This window comes from Pseudomonas sp. D4002 (assembly GCF_013385665.1).
Lineage (GTDB): Bacteria > Pseudomonadota > Gammaproteobacteria > Pseudomonadales > Pseudomonadaceae > Aquipseudomonas.
Genome location: NZ_JACAPN010000018.1, coordinates 223,571 through 245,132, shown reverse-complemented (window position 1 = coordinate 245,132; position 21,562 = coordinate 223,571). Strand labels below are relative to the sequence as shown.

Below are 21,562 nucleotides of genomic sequence, written 5' to 3'. Positions count from 1 at the left end.
CTCAGAGGCGTTCGATGATAGTGGCGATACCCATGCCGCCGCCGACACACAGGGTGGCCAGGCCATAACGCTGCTGGCGCACCTCCAGCTCATCGAGCAAGGTGCCGAGAATCGCGCAGCCCGTGGCGCCCAGCGGGTGGCCCATGGCGATGGAGCCACCGTTGACGTTGACCCGGGCGGCGTCGATGCCCATGTCCTTGATGAACTTGAGCACCACCGACGCAAACGCTTCGTTGACCTCGAACAGGTCGATGTCTTCAACCCGCAAACCCGCCTTGGCCAGTGCCTTGCGGGTTGCCGGTGCCGGGCCGGTCAACATGATGGTGGGGTCGGTACTGGTGACAGCGGTGGCGACGATCCGCGCCCGGGGTTGCAGGCCGAGTTCGCGACCTTTGGCTTCAGAACCGATCAGCATCAGCGCCGCGCCATCGACAATCCCGGAACTGTTGCCCGGTGTGTGCACATGATTGATGCGTTCGACGTGGCTGTAGACCCGCAACGCCGTGGCGTCGAAGCCCATCTGGCCCATCATTTCGAAGCTGGGCTTGAGTTTGCCCAGGCCTTCGAGGGTGGAGTCGGCACGGATGAATTCGTCCTGATCCAGCAGCACAATGCCATTTTGGTCCTGCACGGCGATCAGCGACTTGTTGAAGGAGCCGTCTGATCTGGCCCGCGCCGCTTTCTGCTGTGAGTGCAGGGCAAAGGCGTCGACGTCCTGGCGGGTGAAGCCTTCCAGGGTGGCGATCAGGTCGGCACCGATGCCTTGCGGGGTGAAGTGGCTGTGCATATTGGTTTGCGGGTCGAGCACCCAGGCGCCGCCGTCACTGCCCATGGGCACTCGGGACATGGACTCGACGCCGCCCACCACCACGAGGTCTTCAAAGCCGGAGCGCACTTTCATCGCGCCGAGGTTCACGGCTTCCAGGCCCGAGGCGCAAAACCGGTTGATCTGCACACCGGCGACGCTGATATCCCAGTCCGCCACCAAGGCGGCGGTCTTGGCGATGTCGGCGCCCTGGTCGCCAATCGGTGTGACACAGCCCAGGACGATGTCATCCACTTGCCGGGTGTCGAGGTCGGTGCGCTGTTGCAGTGCCGTCAGCAAACCGGCCACCAGGTTCACCGGCTTGACGCTGTGCAGGGCGCCATCCGCCTTGCCTTTGCCCCGGGGCGTGCGTATCGCATCAAAGATCAAAGCTTGGGTCATGACGTCCTCGAATCACTATGCAACGAATCGTGTCCTTACCTTAGGCGCCAGGGCGCCGGATTCAATGACCGAACCGCTCATTGACCTTGACGCTCACGCTCAGACGAACGGTAGGAGGCTACGGGAATCGGCTGATTAATCGTTTTAGCTGTCTAGCCGTAGGGCTGGCGTCTGGCTGGCAATTGGCCTCATGCCTTTTTAATAAGTTTTCTTCAGGTGATGAGACGAAATGGATCTAAGCCATGTAGAACGAGGGCTCTAAGGTTGAATCTGTAAGAGAAGTTAAAGGTTGCTGCCGGGTTTTGCTGGAGCACCTGTAGGAACTGTAAGAAAAGAGTCATGTAGCACCGTCATAGTTGAATCGACCGGCACGCATTTGACGCTCAGGAATAACAACAAAAGGCAGTCAGCCATGTTCAAGCATTCGAAAGTACGTCAGGCGGGACTTATTCTGTTCGCCACCACCCTGATTCTGATCTTGCCCAACCTCACCAAGGTCATTGGGTGACCTCTCACACCCCATATTCTGCGCAGACACAGCGCCAGGATCGCAGCCTTTGGCAGCGCCTTTCGGGATATTGCGTATAGCGATCCCGTCAGGGGCTGCCGTTTTGCGCGCCGAGATTTTGTGATTTTGCGGTATCGTGAGTTCCACCGCCTTTTCCGATATGTGGCCCTTCCTTGAAACAGATCATCGTCCTCCTGATCCTGCTGCTGGCCTTGCCGGCGCACGCCGCGAAATTGACCGTCGAGCTGGATCACGCCAGCAAAACCTGGGAAACCACCGAACTGCTCAAGCGTCCGGATGTGCAGACGGTGCAGATCGTTGATGACGTTTCCTACAAGCGCAACATGACGTATCGCGCAGTGCCGCTGGCAGCACTGTTGCCGGGCATCACGCCGGAAAATCATCTGCAGGCAGTGGCCCTCGACGGCTTTGCCGCGGAACTGACGGCGGCACCGCTGCTATCAAAAAGCGGCGCGCGGGCCTGGCTGGCGGTGGAAGATCCGGCGCATCCGTGGCCGCCACTGGCAGACGGCAAGCCCAGTGCCGGGCCGTTTTATCTGGTGTGGACCGATCCACAAGCCGGGCATATCAGCCCTGAGCAGTGGCCGTTTCAGATTTCCGGGATCAAGCAGTTGAAGACGGTGGCGGAGCGCTTCCCGGCTTTGTTGCCGGATCCGAAACTGGCGGCGAATGACCCGGTGAATCAGGGGTTCGCACTGTTCCAGAAGAACTGCCTGGCATGTCATCGCCTGAACGGGGCCGGCGATGCGCAGGTGGGGCCGGACCTGAATATTCCTTACAACCCCACTGAATATTTTGCCGGGGATTTCCTCAAGCGCTACATCCGCGATCCGCAAAGCATGCGGCACTGGCCACAGGCGAAGATGCCAGCGTTTGCCACCAGCGTGCTGCCGGATGCGGACCTGGATCTGCTGGTGGGGTATTTGAAGCATATGGCGGGCAGAAAGCAGCCTTAAGGCTCGGGTAAACCTGTGGCGAGGGAGCTTGCTCCCGCTGGGCTGCGCAGCAGCCCCAATCAGACAATCGCATTTCTCCAGACAGAACTCGGGGGCATGCCTTGGGGCCGCTTCGCAGCCCAGCGGGAGCAAGCTCCCTCGCCACAAAAAGCTTTCCTGGCACAGAGAGCTTTCCTGCTACACAGAGCTCCCCCTCTCTCCCGGAATCATACTGCCGCAGCACCGAAATCGCAGCGCATGCGGCACTGGCCACAGGCGAAGATGCCGGCGTTTGCCACCAGCGTGTTGCCGGATGCGGACCTGGATCTGCTGGTGGGGTATTTGAAGCATATGGCGGGCAGAAAGCAGCCTTAAGGCTCGGGTAAACCTGTGGCGAGGGAGCTTGCTCCCGCTGGGCTGCGCAGCAGCCCCAATCAGGCAATCACATTTCTCCAGACAGAACTCGGGGGCATGCCTTGGGGCCGCTTCGCGGCCCAGCGGGAGCAAGCTCCCTCGCCACAAAAAGCTTTCCTGGCACGGAGAGCTTTCCTGCTACACAAAGCTTCCTCTCTCTCCCGGAATCCTACTGCTGCTGCACCGATATCACCGGTGTCGGCGCTACAAATACCTTCGCATGCATTTGCTCATGCCCTCCCCCACGACGCATGCCTCGTACCGGGCAGGCGTCCAGGTAATCCAGACCCACCGCCAGCTTCAAATGCCGCTCCGGCCGCGCCAGTTGATTGGTCACGTCAAAACTGTACCAGGCGTCATCCAGCCACGCTTCAGCCCAGGCATGGCTGGCGAGGTGCTCGCAGTCTTCGCTATACAAATACCCCGACACATAACGCGCCGGAATCCCCAGGCTGCGGGCACAGGCGAGGAAGGCGTGGGTGTGGTCCTGGCACACCCCGGCACGCCCGGCAAACGCCTTGGCCGCACAGGTGTCGACTTCGGTAGAACCCGGCGAATAGGTCATGTACTGGTTCAGCGCGTGCATCAGGTCGATCAATGCGCTGCGGTCGCGGCGTTGATGGCAATGCTTTTCGGCAAAGCTGCGCAGGGCCTCGTCCGGCTCGGTCAACCGGGTGCAGCGCAGGAACGGGAAGGCCGACTGGCTTTCATGTTCGGCCTCGCGCAATTCGTCGATATCCACTTGGCCACGGGCGCCAATGATGATGGCTTCATGGGGCTCGTCCAGGGTCAACACGTGCAGGATGTTGCCGAACGGGTCCAGTTGCGCCCGTACCGGCCGGGGCAAGTCCAACTGCCAACTGAGGACATGCTGGCGCTCGCTGTCGTGGGGCGTGAGCCGCAGGTACTGGATGCTGGCACGCACCTGGTCTTCGTAGTGGTAGGTGGTTTCGTGGCTGATGGAAAGTCTCATGCCGCCTCCAGGTAGGAACTGTAAATAGCATCGCCCAGCTCGCGCACGAGCGGGATGAAGTCGGTCAGCCAAGCGTGCAGGCCTTCCTCGAGAATTTCGTCGATGGCGGTATAGCGCAGGCGTGCGTCCATTTCCGCTGCCAGGCGTTGGGCCGGGCGACCGTTGATGCCGGGCAGGCTGCCAAGGATCTGGTCGATCTCTTCACTGCAGGCCCGCAGCGACCGCGGCACGTCGGCGCGCAGCAGCAACAGCTCGGCGACTTGTCGGGCGCCGGGGGCATCACGGTAGATTTCGGTGTAGGCCTCGAACGACGACAACGCCCGCAACAACGCACTCCATTGATAGTAGGCATGGGCGGTACCATCGGTGACCGCTTCGGCCTGGTCGCCGGCCATTTCATAGCGGGCGTCGAGCAAGCGCAGGGTGTTGTCGGCGCGCTCGATAAAGGTGCCCAGGCGAATAAAACGAAAGGCGTCGTTACGCATGATGGTGCCGTAGGTGGCACCGCGGAACAGGTGGGAACGTTCCTTGACCCACTCGCAGAACCGGCTCATGCCGTAGCGGCTCAGGCCTTGCTGGGCGATGTCGCGAATCTCCAGCCAGGTGGCGTTGATGTTTTCCCACATGTCGGCGGTGATTCGCCCACGCACGGCATGGGCACTGGCGCGTGCAGCGCCGAGGCAGCTGTAGATGCTGGCCGGGTTCGCCGCATCCAGGGCGAAGAAGTGCAGCAGGCGTTCGGCGTGCAGTTCACCGTGGCGCTCGCGGTAATCGTCGAGGGTGCCGGTGATCAGCAGCGGCATCGCCAGTTCATGCAGGCCATCGCCGCGCCCGTCCTGGGGCATCAGCGACAGCGAATAACTGACATCGAGCATCCGCGCGAGGTTTTCCGCGCGCTCCAGGTAGCGTGACATCCAATACAAATCCGAGGCAGTTCTACTCAACATATTTCAATCCTCGACCACCCAGGTGTCTTTGGTGCCGCCGCCCTGGGACGAGTTGACCACCAGCGAGCCTTCCCGCAGCGCCACACGAGTCAGGCCGCCGGGGACCACACGGGTTTCCTTGCCTTGCAGCACAAACGGGCGCAGGTCGATATGCCGTGGGGCGATGCCGTTTTCGACGAAGGTCGGGCACGTCGACAGGCACAGCGTTGGCTGCGCGATGTAGGCGTGGGGCTTGGCCTTGATGCGTGCACGGAAGGCTTCGATTTCCGCTGCCGAGGCGGCCGGGCCGACCAACATGCCATAGCCACCGGAGCCCTGGGTTTCCTTCACCACCAGTTGCGGAAGGTTGGCCAGTACGTGGGACAGTTCACTGGGATTACGGCACTGGAACGTCGGAACATTCTTCAGGATCGGTTCTTCATCCAGGTAAAAACGGATCATCTCGGTGACGAAGGGGTACACCGACTTGTCATCCGCCACCCCGGTGCCGATGGCATTGGCCAACACCACGTTGCCCGAGCGGTACGCCGCCAGCAGGCCCGGCACGCCGAGCATGGAGTCCGGGTTGAAGGCCAGCGGGTCGAGGAACGCGTCGTCGAGGCGACGGTAGATCACATCCACCGCCTTGGGGCCGTCGGTGGTGCGCATGAACACGCGGTCATCGCGTACAAACAGATCGGCGCCTTCCACCAGTTCCACGCCCATTTCCCGGGCCAGGAATGCATGCTCGAAGAACGCACTGTTGAAACGCCCAGGCGTCAGCACCACCACACTGGGATTATCCAGCGGGCTGGAGCTTTTCAGGGTGTCGAGCAACAGGTTGGGATAGTGGTCGATGGGCGCAATGCGCTGGGCCGCGAACAGTTCGGGGAACAGGCGCATCATCATCTTGCGGTCTTCGAGCATGTAGCTCACGCCGCTGGGGGTGCGCAGATTGTCTTCGAGGACGTAGTAAGTGCCGTCGCCATCGCGTACGAGGTCGACACCTGAGATGTGGGAATAGATATCCCGGTGCAGGTCCAGGCCCTGCATCGCCAACTGGTATTGCTCGTTGGCCAGCACTTGCTCGGCGGGGATGATCCCAGCCTTGATAATGCGTTGTTCGTGGTAGAGGTCGGCGAGAAACATGTTCAGCGCCTTGACCCGCTGGATGCAGCCGCGCTCGACGATCCGCCATTCACTGGCCGGGATGCTGCGGGGGATCGTGTCGAAGGGGATCAGGCGCTCGGTACCTTGCTCATCGCCATACAAGGTGAAGGTGATACCGGCCCGGTGAAACAGCAAATCGGCTTCGCGCCGGCGCTGGGCCAGCAGTTCGGCCGGCGTGTCGGCCAACCAGCGGGCAAATTCGCGGTAATGGGGGCGCACCTGCCCTGCCCCGTCGTACATCTCATCATAATAAGTGCGGATCATGCCGTACTCCTTGTCACCCGGACGCCAGAACCATCGCAAGGCCCGTGCCAGCGGCATAAACACTTAAGTATCAATCAGTTGGATATAGACGCAGGTCTCATCGCACCGTCCCGGTGCAGCAAATGCCCGCTGTCATGGGCGGCGCCTCATTGCAATGCAGGCCATGACTATCACCAGCATAGTCAGAGTTGATTTCACTGCCCGGCAAACCCCGCGGATAATCACCTCCATCAGCTGAACAGGACGCGTCCTACAGCTCCATCCATTGCGCATTACCGCTTGTACCGAATCGCTCTCCTCCTTTGCGATCTTCCCTTTGGCCACCCTGCTCGGGTGGCTTTTTTTTGCGCAGGATTTTTCCCGCGCCAGAAACAAAAACGGCCGACCCAAAGGTCAGCCGATACGCTGTGTTGTTGCTCATGTCGCTACATGGGTAACCCACGCACCTCCTGTTTCACGCCCCATCCCTCGATGATTCCGCCCAAGGGCTCGACCACCGCCTCAAAGTCCTGCTCGAAGTCTCCTATGCCGTCGTAGGTGGCGAACATGATTTTGCTCAATTCCAGGTACCAGGCGCCGTCATCCCGTGCGCTGACCTGGGCATTCAGGGATTCCCCACGAAACCGACCCGCAGCCCGCCGCGCACGTTCCTCATCCGGGAAAATGGCGTAGAACTCGATGGGATGGAAACGCGAGAAGTCAAAGCCGCCCTCTTTCATGCGGCGCAACACGTTGGTGCTGATGTCTTCTTGATAGGCTGTGCTCATGAAACGTCCTCCTCAAACCGATGGATAGACTTTCCGTGCTTCCCAAGGCCCGCGCTGCAAGGGCGCGGGTGTTACGGCAGTGACGTCGCCGCTGGGAGACAAGCATGTAGCTGACAAGACCAGACCTTAGCGATTCATTCGCTGATCTCCATTGCAGAGTAGCGCGAAGCTATCACCTCCACCAGAGTCTGTTTAAAGGCGTACAGGGAATATTCAGGCGGCGGGTTCGACGTTGAGGTCTTTGATGCTGTTTTGATCTTTCAGAATCTTGACCGTGGGTTCGGCGATACGCCCCTCCAGATCGTTGAGATCCAGTTCCTCCAGCACCGGTGATACGCGGGCGCGAACCAGGCGCGCAGCTTCTTCAAGCGTGGGTTTCTGCTCGCACTCGAATTGCTCGACTACCGACTCACCATGATCATTGGTGAAGGAAACGTTCCACTTTGGCATCAGAGCCTCCTCGATAAAACCCATGGGTGGGCTTACATCTATCTGGACCTTGAGGGCCTGGAAATCGTTCCACTCAAGGCAGGAGGCACCTGATCAACTGCAGTTATTTTTCAGCGTGTTCTTTCAGGGCTTTCAAGGTGTTGAACGGTGCGTCCACCACGAACTTGTTGGCCAACCAAGACGGCACGCTGCCACCTGGCTCGGTGTGCACCTGGTAGGTCACTTCGGTCAGGTTGTCGCCTTTAGGCACCAGCTTCCAGTAACCATCGACCTGGGCTACGCGCACATAGCCTTTGACTTCTGGCTGGTAGGTCGGCACTTCCAACAGCTTGCGGGTGACGGTGCCGTCGGCAGCCTTGGTGGTGGTGATTTCCAGGATCGAGTCACGATCGGTCACCGGGAACGGTGCCTTGAACTGGGTGTAGGTCCAGCTCTTGTCGCCTTCCTGCTTGAGCAGTTTCTGCGACTTGCATTCGTGGATCCAGGAACAGGCACCCGCCACGTCTTCCTGCAGCGCCTGGATCTTGGCCAGCGGCGCCTTGATGGTCGTCACACCGCGATAAGCCTTGTACTTGGAACCGGCAATTTCACTCAAGGACACTTTGATGCCGTCTTCATCCTTGGCCGTCTGCCAGTCTTCAGCATGCGCTGCGGCAGCGAACAACGCGGTAAAACCGCACAACACAGCAATTCGTTTCAGTGAACCCATGGTCTTATTCCTTATTGTTGAAGTTCAGTACTTTGAACAGCCCACTAAGCCGCCGTCATCTGTTCCCACCAGCCGATCAACCTGATCGCTTCTGCCTGGCTACTGCCGCAGACCTCGATATCCGCCTGGAACGAACTACACACTGCGGGCCGCTCAGGCTGGCCAAACAACTGGCACAGTTGTTCGACCGAAAGATGCAGGCAGCGTTCGCCCGCCGGTTTGCCGGCAGGCATTCCCGGCAACGGAGAACTGATGGATGGGGCAATGCAGCAAGCGCCACAGCCTTCACGGCATTTCATGACGAACAGATCCTCGACAACTCAAGTGTTGATGGCCACGTAAGACTACGCCCTTAAACAGACGTTTTAAATTGGCTTAACAGGGGTTTTTCACCGAAAACAAAAGTGACTGACCAGTCTGCGACAGAAGGTCAGGGGTGCGCGTCACGTTTACTCGTCGGGTTTATTGCTTGAACTGGAAATCCAGCGCTGCGCCTTCTACTTCGCGGCGTTCTTCGTTGCGCAGTTGCAGCTGCATTTCATTGCTGAGCAGGCGCCCGTTGATCTGGAAGGCACTGTTGTCAGTGGGCTTTTCGGCAAACATCGGCGGCAGCAGCGGCACGTTCTTCGGCTGCGGCATGGTGCCGAGGGGTTGCAGGTGGCGAACCATGTTCGACGGCAGGCTCAAATCCAGCTCTGCGGGCGGCAGCGGCGTCTTGGCGACTTCGTGGGCCGACTTTGACTTGCTGGCGATAGGCGCACGTTTTTTAACCGGCGTTGCTTTCTTTGCGGGGGCTTTCTTCGCGACCGGTGCCTTCTTGGCCGCAGCGGCTTTTTTCGCCGGCACCGTTTGCTGGGAGCTGGCAGCAGGCACCGCTTCACTAGCGGGAGCCGCCAGGACAGCGCCAGCGTTACACAGGCTTAACACGCAGATCAGCAGGGCAGCAGGAAAGGTATAAGTCATATCGCCAGCAGCATTAACGGCAGAAGGCCATATGCTCGCTTGTTGAGGACGGTATGACAAGCATGGTAATTAGCCAGCTACCCGTCGTGTCCCCTTTCCATGCCTCAAAAACCCGCCGCAGTCTCCTGGCATAACTGGCTTGCCAGCATCCCGAGGGTCATCAAGGCGCGCTCCGCCTCGCGGTTCCACGGGGTGCCGCAGTTCAGGCGAATACAGTGGTTGAACTGTTCCGTATTACTGAAGATCAGCCCCGGTGCAATGCTGATGCCCTGCTGCAAGGCGCGCACGTGCAGTTCCTGGGTATTGACCCGTCCAGGCAAACTGACCCACAGGATAAAACCGCCGGTCGGGCGGGTCATCTGGGTGCCTTCGGGAAAATACTGCTGCACGGCCAGCTGGAACGCGCTGAGGTTCTTGCGGTACTCCTGGCGGATATAGCGCAGGTGGCGGTCGTAACCGCCATTCTCCAGGTACGCCGCCGTGCCCATCTGGGTCACGCTGCAGGCCGAATGGGTGCTGAACATTTGCAGGCGCTGGATTTCCTGCTGGTACTTGCCGGCAATCATCCAGCCAATGCGAATGCCCGGTGACAGGGTCTTCGAGAAACTCGAGCAATAGATGACCCGGTCCAGACGGTCGTAGGCTTTCAGGGCCTTGGTGCGGCCCAGTTCGAACATCAGTTCGCCATAGATATCGTCCTCGACCACCTGGATATCGAAATCCGAGGCCAGGCGCAGCAACTGTTTCTGCCGCTCTTCGGGCATGGTGCCGCCCAGGGGATTACTCAGGCGCGTGGTCAGCACCAGGGCCTTGATCGACCATTGGTTGGCTGCCAGTTGCAGGGCTTCCAGGCTCATGCCGGTGGCCGGGTCGCTGGGGATTTCGATGACCTTCAGGCCCAGCAGATCCGCCAGTTGCAGCAAGCCGTAATAGGTCGGCGATTCGGCGGCGATCAGGTCGCCGGGGCGGGTCAGCACCCGCAGCGACATCTGCAATGCATCGACACACCCATGGGTGATCACCACTTCGGAGGGGTCGACCACCACCCCGGCATCGCGCATACGGATCGCCACCTGGCGCCGCAGCGGCTCGAAACCCGGGCTGAACATGTAGCTGAACGCCCGCGGGCTCTGGAAACGCGTGACCTTGGCCAGTTGCTGATGCAGCGCGCGCACAGGCAGGTAGTCGACACTCGGCACGGCGGCGCCCAGCGGGAACACGCCTTCGCGACGGGATTCCACCAACACCTGTTGAATGATGCTGCTGCGGGTGACCAACCCTGGACGCTCGACCCGGGCGATGTCCGGCGTGGGCGCAGTGAGCGCCGGCGTCTGGTGCACGTAATACCCGGACTGCGGCCGCGCGCGAATCAAACCCTGGTCTTCCAGGTTCGCGTAGGCCTGCAACACGGTGGCGTGGCTGACGTTGAGCTGGGAGCTCATTTTGCGTACCGAAGGCACGCGCTCGCCCGGTTGATAGACACCGCGGCGGATATCCTCAGCCAGCTGCTGGGCGATACGTTGGTAGAGCAACAGATTGGTCATGACGCAGCACTCGATTTCACGGGTATTTTATTTTTGTGTGAAACATACCGGCACAGTTTAGAAGTGTACGGGGACAGTTGCCACAATAGTCGAGCGCGGGCGGCAGTGATAGAAAAAACTGTAAGGGTTGCGAACTGAATCGCGGGCATAAAAAACCCGATCATTGATCGGGCTTATGTGGGAGCTGTCGAGCTTCAGCGAGGCTGCGATGCAGGCGCTGCGGTCTCGCAGGTGCACCGAGGCGATCCTGTCGCAGCCTCGCTGGGGCTCGACAGCTCCCACAGGAATCAGCTTTCACCTTGAGAATCAGGTTCAGCGAGCAGCGCCCAGCTGGCCTTTTTCGTCGGAGAACACAATTTCTACCCGACGGTTCTGCGCCCTGCCCCGCTCAGACGCGTTGGCTTCGACCGGATACTGATCGCCGTAGCCTTCGACCTGAATGCGTTTTTCGTCGATCCCCAGGTCGCTCAGTACATCCGCAACCGCTTGAGCGCGGTCCCGGGACAGTTTGATATTTTCCTGTTCGCCGCCGGTATTGTCGGTGTAACCCTCGATGCGCACCACGCGCTTGGGGTTCAGTTGCAGGAACTGCACCACTTTGAGCACGGTGCGGTTGGCCGAGTTTTGCAGCTCTGCATCACCCGTATCGAACAGCACGTCACCCAGGGTCATCACCAGCCCGCGATCAGGCTGGACGGTGGTCAGGCTGGATATCTGCGCCTCAATCCATTTGCCCTGTTGCTGAACGCTGGAGAGCTTGGCTTCACGCAGGGCCAGTTGCAGGCGCTGGCGTTCCAGCTCCAGCTTGACCCCACGCTCCTGGTTGAGTGCCTGCTCGGTGTGTTCCCGGGCAATCGCGCTGTAGCGCTGGCTCAGGTAGGCGTAATGCGCCACATCGGCGCCGCTGCCCCAGAAGCTGGAGAAACGGTCGGCACGGGCCAGGGACTCACCGGCGCGAATCACGTCCTTGGGTGCGATACGCAGCACATTCGAATCTTCCTTGACCTTCTGGAAGTCAGTGCTGGCCTGTTGCAAGGCGAGGTTACTGTCGGGATGGGTCGCACAACCACCCAGCGCACTGCCCAGCAACACCACACAGCTCAACCCACGCATCAACGGGCTCATTGGGCGTCTCCCAACTGCAACTGCTTGCGCAGGCGGGTGATGCGGGTGTTGAGCACGTTCAGTTGCTCCTGGCTTTTGCGGGTCAGCACCCGCGCTTCCGCCAGGCGGGCGTCCAGCTCGGCTTCTTCAGCCTGCATGCGGGCGTCCTTGTAGGATTCATCGGCCATGTCGGCACGGGCCTGGGTGAACTTGTCTTCCGCCAGCTTCAGCTCGGGCGAATCGCTGGCAACGGCGCCCACGGCGCTGGCTTGTTCCAGGGCTTGCTGGGTCAGGCGCATCTGTTCATTCGGCGCAGGATCGGCTGCACATCCCGCCAGAGCTACAACGGCGAGGGCCGCGAAAAGAGGTCGAATAGTCACTGAAAATCCCTACTTTGTTGGGGTGCCGACGGGTTGCTGCAACTGCGCTTTCCAGCGCTCAAGATTGCTCTGCAGCGCGGTTTCCGCCAGACCGGACGCGGGCAATTCTGTCATCTTTTTGGCGAGCTGTCCGCGCAACCACGGATCGTTGCAGGCGGAGTTGTGGGAAATGGCCAGGTACAGGCCCGGCTGGTCGATGGGGATTTCCCGCGCCACCAGGTCGTTGCTCATGCCCAACGTCTGGGCCATGGCCATGCCGGAATAACGTCCGGCGAGCACGTAGTCCACTTCTCCCAACAGCAGCTTCTGGAACGCCGGGGTCAGGCTGGGCAAGCGTTGCAAGGTCAGTTGCTCGGCGGCCAAGGTTTCAAAGTCGCGGCTCAGGCGCGCCCTTTCCGACACCGCGCCCTTGTGGCCCTGCAGGTCGCTGGCCTGGCTGTAGGCCAGGGAGGAATCCTTGCGGGTCCAGACCAGATAATCGGTTTGCACCAATGCCGGGTGGATGTAGTCGAGGGAGTCCAGGGCGTCGAGGGTCAATGGCGCGTCGGCGAGGATGTCCATGCGCCCGCTGCGCACTTCTTCCAGCGCCAGGGAACGTTTGCCGCCGTACAGCAGGTCGATTTTCACCCCGAGGTCCTTGGCCACTTGCTGCAGCATGTCGGCGGTGGCGCCGATCAAGTGCGTGGGGTCCTGGGGATCACGCCACAGATAAGGCGGGGCGTCCGGGCTGCCGGTGATCACCAGGCGATCACATTTGCCCGCCGCCAGCGACACCGTCGGCAGCAGTGACAGGGCCAGCAGTACAGTCCAGGAACGCAATTCCATGGCAGGGTTCTCCAGTTGAAAAATTACCGGGCAAAAAAAAGCCCGGTCAAAAGACCGGGCTCTTTATAAGTGAAGCGGCTGGATTAGACCAGCTTCTCCAACTCGGGTACGGCTTCGAACAAGTCCGCCACCAGGCCGTAATCAGCCACCTGGAAGATCGGTGCTTCTTCGTCCTTGTTGATCGCAACGATCACCTTGGAGTCTTTCATACCGGCCAAGTGCTGGATCGCGCCGGAGATACCGACGGCGATGTACAGCTGTGGCGCAACGATCTTGCCGGTCTGGCCGACCTGCATGTCGTTCGGTACAAAACCTGCGTCGACGGCTGCGCGGGAAGCGCCGACCGCAGCGCCCAGCTTGTCGGCCAGGGCGTACAGGTGCTTGAAGTTGTCGCCGTTCTGCATGCCGCGGCCGCCGGAAACGACGATCTTGGCAGCGGTCAGTTCCGGACGATCGGACTTGGCCAGCTCTTCGCCAACGAAGCTGGAAGTGCCAGCGTCGTGGGCAGCGGCCACAGCTTCAACCGCAGCCGAACCACCTTCAGCTGCAACCGGGTCGAAACCGGTGGCACGCACGGTGATGACTTTTACCGACGCAGTGGACTGCACGGTAGCGATGGCGTTACCGGCATAGATCGGACGCTTGAAGGTGTCGGCGCTTTCTACCGAAACGATCTCGGAGATCTGGTCAACGTCCAGTTGCGCAGCAACGCGCGGCAGGATGTTTTTGCCGTTGGAGGTGGCGGCAGCCAGGATGTGGCTGTAGCCAGCGCCCAGCTCTGCTACCAGCGGCGCAACGTTTTCCGGCAATTGGTGAGCGTAGGCTGCGTTATCGGCAACCAGTACTTTGCTCACGCCAGCGATTTTGGCAGCGGCCTCAGCCACGGCACCAACGTTTTGGCCAGCGACCAGGACGTGGATATCACCACCGATTTTGGCGGCGGCGGCGACAGTGTTCAGGGTGGCCGGAGCCACGACCTTGTTGTCGTGTTCTGCGATTACCAAGATAGTCATGGTTAGATTACCTTCGCTTCGTTTTTCAGTTTCTCGACCAGTTCAGCCACCGACTTGACCTTGATACCCGCGCTGCGTGCAGCCGGCGCTTCGACTTTTACGGTCTTGTTGGTGGAGGCGGTGGAAACGCCCAAAGCATCCGGAGTCAGCACTTCGAGAGGCTTCTTCTTGGCTTTCATGATGTTTGGCAGGGACGCGTAGCGCGGCTCGTTCAAACGCAGGTCGGTGGTGACGATGGCTGGCAGTTTCAGGGAAACCGTTTGCGCGCCGCCGTCGATTTCGCGGGTCACGGCAACCTTGTCGCCGCTCACTTCGACTTTCGAGGCGAAGGTGCCCTGACCGTAACCGGTCAGTGCAGCCAGCATCTGGCCAGTCTGGTTGTTGTCGCTGTCGATGGCTTGTTTGCCGAGGATCACCAGCGATGGCTGTTCCTTGTCGACAACAGCTTTCAACAACTTGGCAACGGCCAGGGAAGTCAGCTCTTCAGCGGATTCGACGAGGATGGCGCGATCGGCACCCAGCGCCAGGGCGGTACGCAGCTGCTCTTGAGCAGTGGTCGGACCGATGGAAACGACGACGATTTCAGTCGCAACGCCTTTCTCTTTCAGGCGTACGGCTTCTTCCACGGCGATTTCGCAGAAAGGGTTCATCGACATCTTGACGTTAGCGAGGTCGACGCCGGAATTGTCCGCCTTGACGCGAACTTTCACGTTGTAATCGACAACGCGTTTGACAGCTACAAGAACCTTCATGGATTCCTCGTTACTCTCCGGTGAAAAGAAAGTCGCCTAGGCGAACCTGGCGGTTTGATGCTCATCGGCACACAAGGGCACCTCCAAAAACACCGGCAATCGTCGGCGGGGGACCTTGCTCACGGGAGTGATGACCGTTCGTCAGCGGTGACTGAGAGGTCATTCATTATCGTGGCGTGTAAACTGCGCGCCATCGTGGCTCGCGCGTCACCCTTATTTGCCTTCAGCCTGTCTTTCGAGGTGGCCTTGAAACCCACAGTCTGCCTACGGGATGCGCAAAACCGACCGTATATTGACCGGAACGCCTATTCCGGTCAATACGCCAAAATGGTCAGTTATAAGCCGCGTTGCTTTGATTTACCTAGCTTGCGGGCAATTCAAACAAACGTTTGTATTGGACGCTGAGAGTGGTGTAGATATAATGCGCCACCTAGAGAGAAAGGTGGGTCGTCCCCTGCCCTTTGCATGAGATTGATGCAGGCATTGTGGGACGGATCACCGAACCTCCACCCATTAGAAAAAAAAGCCGTTGAGCCTTGAGTAGGAGATAGCCTGTGGAACGCGAATACATGGAATTCGACGTGGTCATCGTCGGCGCTGGCCCGGCAGGCCTGTCTGCCGCCTGCCGATTGAAGCAGAAGGCCGCCGAAGCCGGTAAGGAAATCAGCGTCTGCGTGGTCGAAAAAGGCTCCGAAGTCGGCGCTCATATCCTGTCCGGTGCCGTGTTTGAACCCCGTGCCCTGAACGAACTGTTCCCGGACTGGAAAGAACTCGGTGCACCGCTCAACACCCCTGTTGTGCGTGATGACATCTATGTACTGCGCTCCAGCGAAGCTTCCACCAAAGTGCCTGACTTCTTTGTGCCCAAGACCATGCACAACGAAGGCAACTACATTATTTCCCTGGGCAACCTGTGCCGCTGGCTCGCCCAGCAGGCCGAGAACCTGGGTGTGGAAGTCTACCCAGGCTTCGCCGCCCAGGAAGCGCTGTTCGACGAAAACGGCGTGGTGCGCGGGATCATCACCGGTGACCTGGGCGTCGACCGTGAAGGCAACCCGAAAGAAGGCGTCTACACCCCGGGCATGGAACTGCGTGGCAAGTACACGCTGTTCGCCGAAGGTTGCCGTGGCCACATCGGCAAGCAACTGATCCAGCGCTTCAACCTGGACAGCGACGCCGACGCCCAGCACTACGGCATCGGCCTGAAGGAAATCTGGGAAATCGACCCGGCCAAACACCAGCCAGGCCTGGTGGTGCACACCGCCGGCTGGCCGCTGGACATCATGAGCGCCGAGAACACCGGCGGTTCGTTCCTCTATCACCTGGAAAACAACCAGGTGGTCGTCGGCCTGATCGTCGACCTGTCCTACAGCAACACCTTCCTGTCGCCGTTCGACGAGTTCCAGCGCCTCAAGCATCACCCGGTGCTGGCCCAGTACCTGGAAGGCGGCAAGCGCATCAGCTACGGCGCCCGTGCCATCTGCAAAGGCGGCCTGAACTCGCTGCCGAAAATGGTGTTCAAGGGCGGCGCGCTGATCGGCTGCGACCTGGGCACCCTGAACTTCGCCAAGATCAAGGGCAGCCACACCGCGATGAAGTCCGGCATGCTCGCCGCTGACGCCGTGGCAGACCGCCTGTTCGCCGAATCCGAAGGCGGTGACGAACTGACCGCTTACGTCGACAGCTTCAAGAACAGCTGGCTCTACGAAGAACTGTTCGCCAGCCGTAACTTCGGCCCGGCGATGCACAAGTTCGGCCCGATCATTGGTGCCGGCTTCAACTGGTTCGACCAGAACATCCTCGGCGGCAAAATGCCGTTCACCCTGCACGACACCAAGCCGGACTACGCCTGCCTCAAGCTGGCCAAGGACAGCAAGAAGATCGACTACCCGAAACCCGACGGCAAGCTGAGCTTCGACAAGCTGAGTTCGGTGTTCATCTCCGGTACCAACCACGAAGAAGAACAACCGTGCCACCTGAAGCTGAAAGACCCGAGCATCCCGATCGGCACCAACCTGCCGCTCTACGATGAACCGGCGCAGCGCTACTGCCCGGCCGGCGTGTATGAAGTGATCACCAAGGAAGACGGCGAGAAGCGCTTCCAGATCAACGCCCAGAACTGCGTGCACTGCAAGACCTGTGACATCAAGGACCCTTCGCAGAACATTACGTGGGTGACGCCGGAAGGTGCGGGTGGGCCGACTTACCCGAATATGTAAATCCGCTGCTTGAACAGAAGGCTCCCAAATGGGGGCCTTTTTTGTAGCCCGGAAAAAGACCCATCGACTCGGTCAAATGTGGGAGCGGGCTTGCTCGCGAAAGCGGTGTATCAGTCACAGATATTTTGGCTGAACCACCGCTTTCGCGAGCAAGCCCGCTCCCACATTTTTGACCGAATTGTGCCCGGGAGAGCTACGCAACCCGCTCATCCCCGGGGCTGCGCTCGAAGTAGCGCTTGTACTCCCGGCTGAACTGCGACGTGCTCTGATACCCCACACTGTGGGCCGCCTGCGTCACGCCCATGCCTTCCACCAACAGCAACTGCTGTGCCTTGAGCAGCCGCAGACGCTTGAGGTACTGCACCGGCGACAACAGCGTGCAGCGCTTGAAGTGTTCGTGGAAGGTCGACGCGCTCATGTGCGCATAACCTGCCAATGTCTCGATATTCAGCGGCTCGGCGTAATGGGCATGCAGGTGATTCAACGAAGTCGCCACCCGCGAAAACTGCCCCTGCTGCTCCACCAGCGCCCGCAGCACATCCGCCTGTGGCCCGCGCAATGCGGTGAACAATAATTCCCGCACCCGCGCCGGGCCCATGATCCGGCTCTCCAGCGGATCGTGCAGGCACTGCAACAGGCGTTCGACACAGCCGCGCATGGCGTCGTCCAGCACCACCGAACTCATCGACTCCAACGTCTGCGCCGCCGGCGGTGGCCCGCTCTGGATCCCCATCGCCATCACCAACTCACCCAGCACCACCCGATCAATGCCCACCGTCACACCCAACAGCGGTGCATTCGGCATGGCAAAAGTCTCGCATTCGAACGGCACCGGCATCGCCTGGATCAGGTAATGCCCCGCGCCGTACTCCAGGGTACGCGGGCCCAGGTACGCGACCTTGCTGCCCTGGGCGACGATCATCAGGCTCGGTTCATAAATCTGCGGGCCCCGCGCCACATCGCAACTGGCACGCAATACCTGCACGCCCGGCAGGTTCGTGGGCGAGAACCCATCACGGGGTGTCAGGGGTTCGATCAAGGCAACCAACGCGGCATTGGCATCGACATGGCGGGTCAACAACATGGCAAAAACTTCGCGGAAAAGGGGATGACACCATCATCGCAGGTCTGGCGCCACAACGATCCAATCCAGGTGCACTCCCGGACGAATAGGCATGAGACTCGGAGCAATCGCCATGGCCGCACCCAGGCACGGCGCGGAGAATGCGCCACCTCACCTGTTACTGCACCTGCGAGGTTTCTCCATGTACACCGCCATCGGTTATGCCGCTCAATCGGCCACCACTCCCCTCGCCCCCATGTCCTTCGAACGCCGCAGCCCGCGCGCCGATGACGTGGCGATCGAAATTCTCTACTGCGGCGTCTGCCACTCCGACATCCACCAGGCACGCAACGAATGGGGCATTGCCGTGTACCCGCTGATGCCGGGCCACGAGATCGTCGGTAAAGTCACCGCCGTCGGCGCCAGCGTCACCGCGCACAAAGTCGGCGACCTGGTGGGTGTTGGCTGCATGGTCGACTCCTGCCGTCACTGCGACGCCTGCCACGCGGACCTCGAGCAATACTGCCTCGAAGGCCCGACCATGACCTACGCCACGCCAGACCGGGTCGATGGCAGCAACACCATGGGCGGCTACTCCGACAGCATCGTGGTCAGCGAGCACTTCGTGGTGAAGATCCCGGCCAAGCTCGACCTGGCCAGCGCCGCGCCGATCCTCTGCGCCGGCATCACCACTTACTCGCCGCTCAAGCACTACGGCGTGAATGCTGGCGACAAGGTTGGCGTTCTGGGCATGGGCGGTTTGGGCCATATGGGCATCAAGTTCGCCAAGGCCATGGGCGCGGAAGTGACGCTGTTCACCCGCTCCGCGAGCAAGGCTGAAGAAGGCCGTCGCCAGGGCGCCGACCACGTGATCGTGTCCACCGACGAAGCCCAGATGAAAGCCGCTGCCGGGCATTTCGACTTCCTGCTGGACACCATCCCGGTGCAGCACGACTTGAATCCCTACCTCGACGTACTGCGCTTTGACGGCGTGCACATCCTGGTAGGTTTGATCGAGCCGGTCGACCCGCCCGTCAACGCTGCCAAGCTGGTGCTGGGCCGCAAGGTGCTGGCCGGTTCGTTGATCGGTGGGATTGCCGAAACCCAGGAAGTCCTGGATTTCTGCGCCGAGCACGGCATCACCTGCGACATCGAGATGCTCGACATCCGCCAGATCAACGAAGCCTACACCCGCATGATTGCCGGTGATGTGAAGTACCGCTTCGTGATCGACATGGCGACCCTCAAGGCCTGACCAAGATCGTTCCCACGCTCTGCGTGGGAACGCATGCTGTGACGCTCTGCGTCACCGTTGCGCAGGGCTCAAGTGCTGGACGCGGAGCGTCCGAAGCGGCATTCCCACGCGGAGCATGGGAACGATCACGGCCTGATCAGACCTTCGCGCCCAACTCCGCTGACAGCCGTGCTGCGACCTGTTTGATCACAGGGATCAGCTCGGCCATTTTCTCCAGCGGCATGTAGGGCACGGTACTGGCGATGCTGATGCCGGCGACGATTCGCCGGCTGGCATCGCGCACCGGTGCCGCGACACAACGGATCGACGGTTCGTTGTCTTCCAGATCGAATGCATAACCGCCCGCCACGTATTCCTGCATGCGCTGTTCAAACTGCGCCCAGGATTGCTCGGGGTGCTGCGGCCACTGCAGATTCTTCCCGCCCGTCGGCAAGCTGACCTGATACAGGCGCTGCCACTCTTCCACGCTGTCATCCAGCAACAACGCCTTGCCGATCCCGGTGCGCGCCAGCGGCATGCGATGGCCGACGCGCGAGCGCATTTCCGGGCCGTTGCGGCCAGGGTTCTTGTGCAGGTACAGCACGTCGTCGTATTCGCGAATAGCCAGGTGGATGGTATCGCCGGTCAACGCCGACAACTCGTCCAGATACGGCACTGCCAGGCTGACCAAAGGCAGTTCTTCACGGGCCTGGAAACCCAGCTCGATCAATTTGGGGCCCAGCAGATAACCGACTTGCGGCACTACGCGCAGGTAGCGTTCTTCCACCAGGCAACTGGCCAGGCGGTGAGTGGTGCTGCGGGTGGTGCCGATGCGCTTGGCGATTTCCTTCAGATCCCGCGCACCGGCCGCCACTGCCTGCACCACGCCCAGGCCACGAAGCAGGGTTTGAGTGCCGGTGGGCGCGGCTTCTTTGACGGGAGTTTGGGCGTTTTCCTGCATATCGGGCCTATTGGGAAGTACGAAAACGGCGAGCATTATGGCAAATGCGGACCAGCAAAACAGAGGAGATCAAAATGTGGGAGCGGGCTTGCTCGCGAATGCGGTTTTCCAGTTAATGCATACGCTGACTGACACACCGTTTTCGCGAGCAAGCCCGCTCCCACATTGGTCGTGTGGCGCCCTTTTTATCGTTGTTTCATCCTGTCGATAATCACCGCCAGCAACAGGATCGAGCCGCGAATCACGTATTGGTAGAAGGTGTCGATGTTCTTCAGGTTCATCGCGTTCTCGATGATCGCCAGAATCAGCACCCCGGCAATCACATGCCGGATCATCCCGATTCCGCCGCTCAGCGACACCCCGCCCAGCACGCACGCCGAGATCACCGTCAGCTCGAACCCCTGGCCAATCATCGGTTGCCCCGAGGTCATCCGCGACGCCAGGATCACCCCGGCCAACGCGCCGATCACGCCGTGCACGGCAAAGATGATGATCTTGGTGCGATCGACATTCACCCCGGCCAACAGCGCCGCTTCCTGGTTGCCACCGATGGCCATGGTGTTGCGCCCGTAGGTGGTGTAGTTCAGCAACCAGCCAAAAAACACAAAGCACAGCACGGTGATGACGATTGGCACCGGCACGCCAAACAGCTGGCCGTTACCAAAGACGAAGAAGTTTTCGTCCATCACGCCGACCGCCTTGCCGTTGGAAAAGATATACGCCAGCCCACGCACGATCTGCATCGTCGCCAGCGTCGTGATCAACGCGTTGATCCGCAGCTTGGCGATCACGATGCCGTTGATCAGTCCCACCACCAGGCCCATGGCCAACGCCGCCGACACGCCGAAGAACACGCTGTCGGTGTCGCGAATCACGATCCCCGCCACCACGCCCGAACAGGCGATCACCGAACCCACCGACAAGTCGAAGTGCCCCGACGCCAGGCAAAACAGCATGGTGCAGGCCGCAATCCCCACAGTGGAAATCGCCAGCCCCAGGCCACGCATGTTCAGCGGCGAGAGGAAGTTGTCGATGAAGATGGCGCTGAGCACAAAGATGCTCAAGGCCGCCAGCAGCATGACCCAATCATCGAGAAACTTGCGCTGGTTGAACCCCGGCCAGAAGCTTCTTGCAGTTTTTACCTGTGACATACCCACCTC

At 60.4% G+C, this 21,562-nt stretch carries 21 protein-coding genes and 1 pseudogene; 4 read left to right on the top strand and 18 right to left on the bottom strand.

Annotated features, from left to right (window positions below; translation table 11 throughout):
* Window position 1 precedes the first annotated feature (1 nt).
* Complete coding sequence (locus tag HX824_RS12835; protein WP_008434901.1) at window positions 2–1,207, bottom strand: acetyl-CoA C-acetyltransferase; 1,206 nt, start codon at window positions 1,205–1,207, stop codon at window positions 2–4.
* 681 nt (window positions 1,208–1,888) lie between these two features.
* Here HX824_RS12835 and HX824_RS12830 point away from each other — a divergent pair.
* Together HX824_RS12830 and HX824_RS12825 are read left to right on the top strand one after the other, a co-directional pair.
* The gene (locus HX824_RS12830) at window positions 1,889–2,692 is read left to right on the top strand and encodes a cytochrome c (RefSeq protein WP_177041404.1); all 804 of its coding nucleotides are present in this window, start codon (window positions 1,889–1,891) and stop codon (window positions 2,690–2,692) included.
* Between the two features lie 237 nt (window positions 2,693–2,929).
* A pseudogene (locus tag HX824_RS12825) lies at window positions 2,930–3,046 on the top strand (cytochrome c); the annotation flags it as partial.
* A 208-nt stretch (window positions 3,047–3,254) separates the two neighbouring features.
* Here HX824_RS12825 and HX824_RS12820 read toward each other — a convergent pair.
* The 14 genes from HX824_RS12820 to HX824_RS12755 all read right to left on the bottom strand — a co-directional run bounded on the left by HX824_RS12820 (window position 3,255) and on the right by HX824_RS12755 (window position 14,925).
* Window positions 3,255–4,058 (bottom strand): transglutaminase family protein, encoded by an 804-nt coding sequence (locus tag HX824_RS12820; RefSeq protein ID WP_004371203.1) that lies wholly within the window; start codon window positions 4,056–4,058, stop codon window positions 3,255–3,257.
* Complete coding sequence (locus tag HX824_RS12815) at window positions 4,055–5,005, bottom strand: alpha-E domain-containing protein (protein ID WP_004371204.1); 951 nt, start codon at window positions 5,003–5,005, stop codon at window positions 4,055–4,057. The genes HX824_RS12820 and HX824_RS12815 overlap by 4 nt, the downstream gene beginning before the upstream one ends.
* 3 nt (window positions 5,006–5,008) lie before the next feature.
* The gene (locus tag HX824_RS12810; RefSeq protein WP_004371206.1) at window positions 5,009–6,418 is read right to left on the bottom strand and encodes a circularly permuted type 2 ATP-grasp protein; all 1,410 of its coding nucleotides are present in this window, start codon (window positions 6,416–6,418) and stop codon (window positions 5,009–5,011) included.
* Between the two features lie 425 nt (window positions 6,419–6,843).
* Window positions 6,844–7,185: a ribonuclease E inhibitor RraB gene (locus HX824_RS12805; RefSeq protein WP_003193463.1), complete on the bottom strand. Its 342-nt coding sequence runs from the start codon at window positions 7,183–7,185 to the stop codon at window positions 6,844–6,846.
* Window positions 7,186–7,398: 213 nt separating this feature from the next.
* Window positions 7,399–7,659: a hypothetical protein gene (locus tag HX824_RS12800; protein ID WP_008434908.1), complete on the bottom strand. Its 261-nt coding sequence runs from the start codon at window positions 7,657–7,659 to the stop codon at window positions 7,399–7,401.
* Window positions 7,660–7,738: 79 nt separating this feature from the next.
* Window positions 7,739–8,344 carry an START domain-containing protein gene (locus tag HX824_RS12795; protein ID WP_004371215.1) on the bottom strand — a complete coding sequence of 202 codons (606 nt, stop codon included), beginning with the start codon at window positions 8,342–8,344 and terminating at the stop codon, window positions 7,739–7,741.
* Between the two features lie 44 nt (window positions 8,345–8,388).
* Window positions 8,389–8,643, bottom strand: a complete 255-nt coding sequence (locus tag HX824_RS12790; RefSeq protein ID WP_004371217.1) for a YkgJ family cysteine cluster protein — start codon at window positions 8,641–8,643, stop codon at window positions 8,389–8,391.
* A gap of 163 nt (window positions 8,644–8,806) precedes the next feature.
* Window positions 8,807–9,307 carry a translation initiation factor 2 gene (locus HX824_RS12785; RefSeq protein WP_102369692.1) on the bottom strand — a complete coding sequence of 167 codons (501 nt, stop codon included), beginning with the start codon at window positions 9,305–9,307 and terminating at the stop codon, window positions 8,807–8,809.
* Window positions 9,308–9,411: 104 nt separating this feature from the next.
* Window positions 9,412–10,851, bottom strand: coding sequence for a PLP-dependent aminotransferase family protein (locus tag HX824_RS12780; protein ID WP_008434911.1), 1,440 nt, complete (start codon window positions 10,849–10,851; stop codon window positions 9,412–9,414).
* Between the two features lie 312 nt (window positions 10,852–11,163).
* On the bottom strand, window positions 11,164–11,976 hold the full coding sequence (locus HX824_RS12775) for an OmpA family protein (protein ID WP_004371220.1): 813 nt from the start codon (window positions 11,974–11,976) through the stop codon (window positions 11,164–11,166).
* Complete coding sequence (locus tag HX824_RS12770) at window positions 11,973–12,335, bottom strand: DUF4398 domain-containing protein (RefSeq protein WP_008434912.1); 363 nt, start codon at window positions 12,333–12,335, stop codon at window positions 11,973–11,975. The genes HX824_RS12775 and HX824_RS12770 overlap by 4 nt, the downstream gene beginning before the upstream one ends.
* 9 nt (window positions 12,336–12,344) lie before the next feature.
* On the bottom strand, window positions 12,345–13,160 hold the full coding sequence (locus HX824_RS12765) for an ABC transporter substrate-binding protein (protein ID WP_177054612.1): 816 nt from the start codon (window positions 13,158–13,160) through the stop codon (window positions 12,345–12,347).
* Between the two features lie 83 nt (window positions 13,161–13,243).
* A complete protein-coding gene (locus tag HX824_RS12760) occupies window positions 13,244–14,173 on the bottom strand; it encodes an electron transfer flavoprotein subunit alpha/FixB family protein (protein WP_004371223.1) in 930 nt (309 codons plus the stop codon).
* 2 nt (window positions 14,174–14,175) lie between these two features.
* The gene (locus HX824_RS12755) at window positions 14,176–14,925 is read right to left on the bottom strand and encodes an electron transfer flavoprotein subunit beta/FixA family protein (RefSeq protein ID WP_004371224.1); all 750 of its coding nucleotides are present in this window, start codon (window positions 14,923–14,925) and stop codon (window positions 14,176–14,178) included.
* Window positions 14,926–15,479: 554 nt separating this feature from the next.
* On the opposite strand from HX824_RS12755, the gene HX824_RS12750 reads away from it, so the two are divergent.
* Window positions 15,480–17,144, top strand: coding sequence for an electron transfer flavoprotein-ubiquinone oxidoreductase (locus tag HX824_RS12750; protein WP_008434918.1), 1,665 nt, complete (start codon window positions 15,480–15,482; stop codon window positions 17,142–17,144).
* Between the two features lie 193 nt (window positions 17,145–17,337).
* Here HX824_RS12750 and HX824_RS12745 read toward each other — a convergent pair whose 3' ends face one another.
* Window positions 17,338–18,228, bottom strand: a complete 891-nt coding sequence (locus tag HX824_RS12745) for an AraC family transcriptional regulator (RefSeq protein ID WP_177054611.1) — start codon at window positions 18,226–18,228, stop codon at window positions 17,338–17,340.
* 181 nt (window positions 18,229–18,409) lie between these two features.
* Here HX824_RS12745 and HX824_RS12740 point away from each other — a divergent pair, with 181 nt between their 5' ends.
* On the top strand, window positions 18,410–19,462 hold the full coding sequence (locus HX824_RS12740; RefSeq protein ID WP_177049364.1) for an NAD(P)-dependent alcohol dehydrogenase: 1,053 nt from the start codon (window positions 18,410–18,412) through the stop codon (window positions 19,460–19,462).
* A gap of 136 nt (window positions 19,463–19,598) precedes the next feature.
* On the opposite strand, the gene HX824_RS12735 is transcribed toward HX824_RS12740, so the two are convergent.
* Window positions 19,599–20,402: an IclR family transcriptional regulator gene (locus HX824_RS12735; RefSeq protein ID WP_177049276.1), complete on the bottom strand. Its 804-nt coding sequence runs from the start codon at window positions 20,400–20,402 to the stop codon at window positions 19,599–19,601.
* Window positions 20,403–20,587: 185 nt separating this feature from the next.
* Complete coding sequence (gene araH, locus HX824_RS12730; RefSeq protein ID WP_004371231.1) at window positions 20,588–21,553, bottom strand: L-arabinose ABC transporter permease AraH; 966 nt, start codon at window positions 21,551–21,553, stop codon at window positions 20,588–20,590.
* Window positions 21,554–21,562 lie beyond the last annotated feature (9 nt).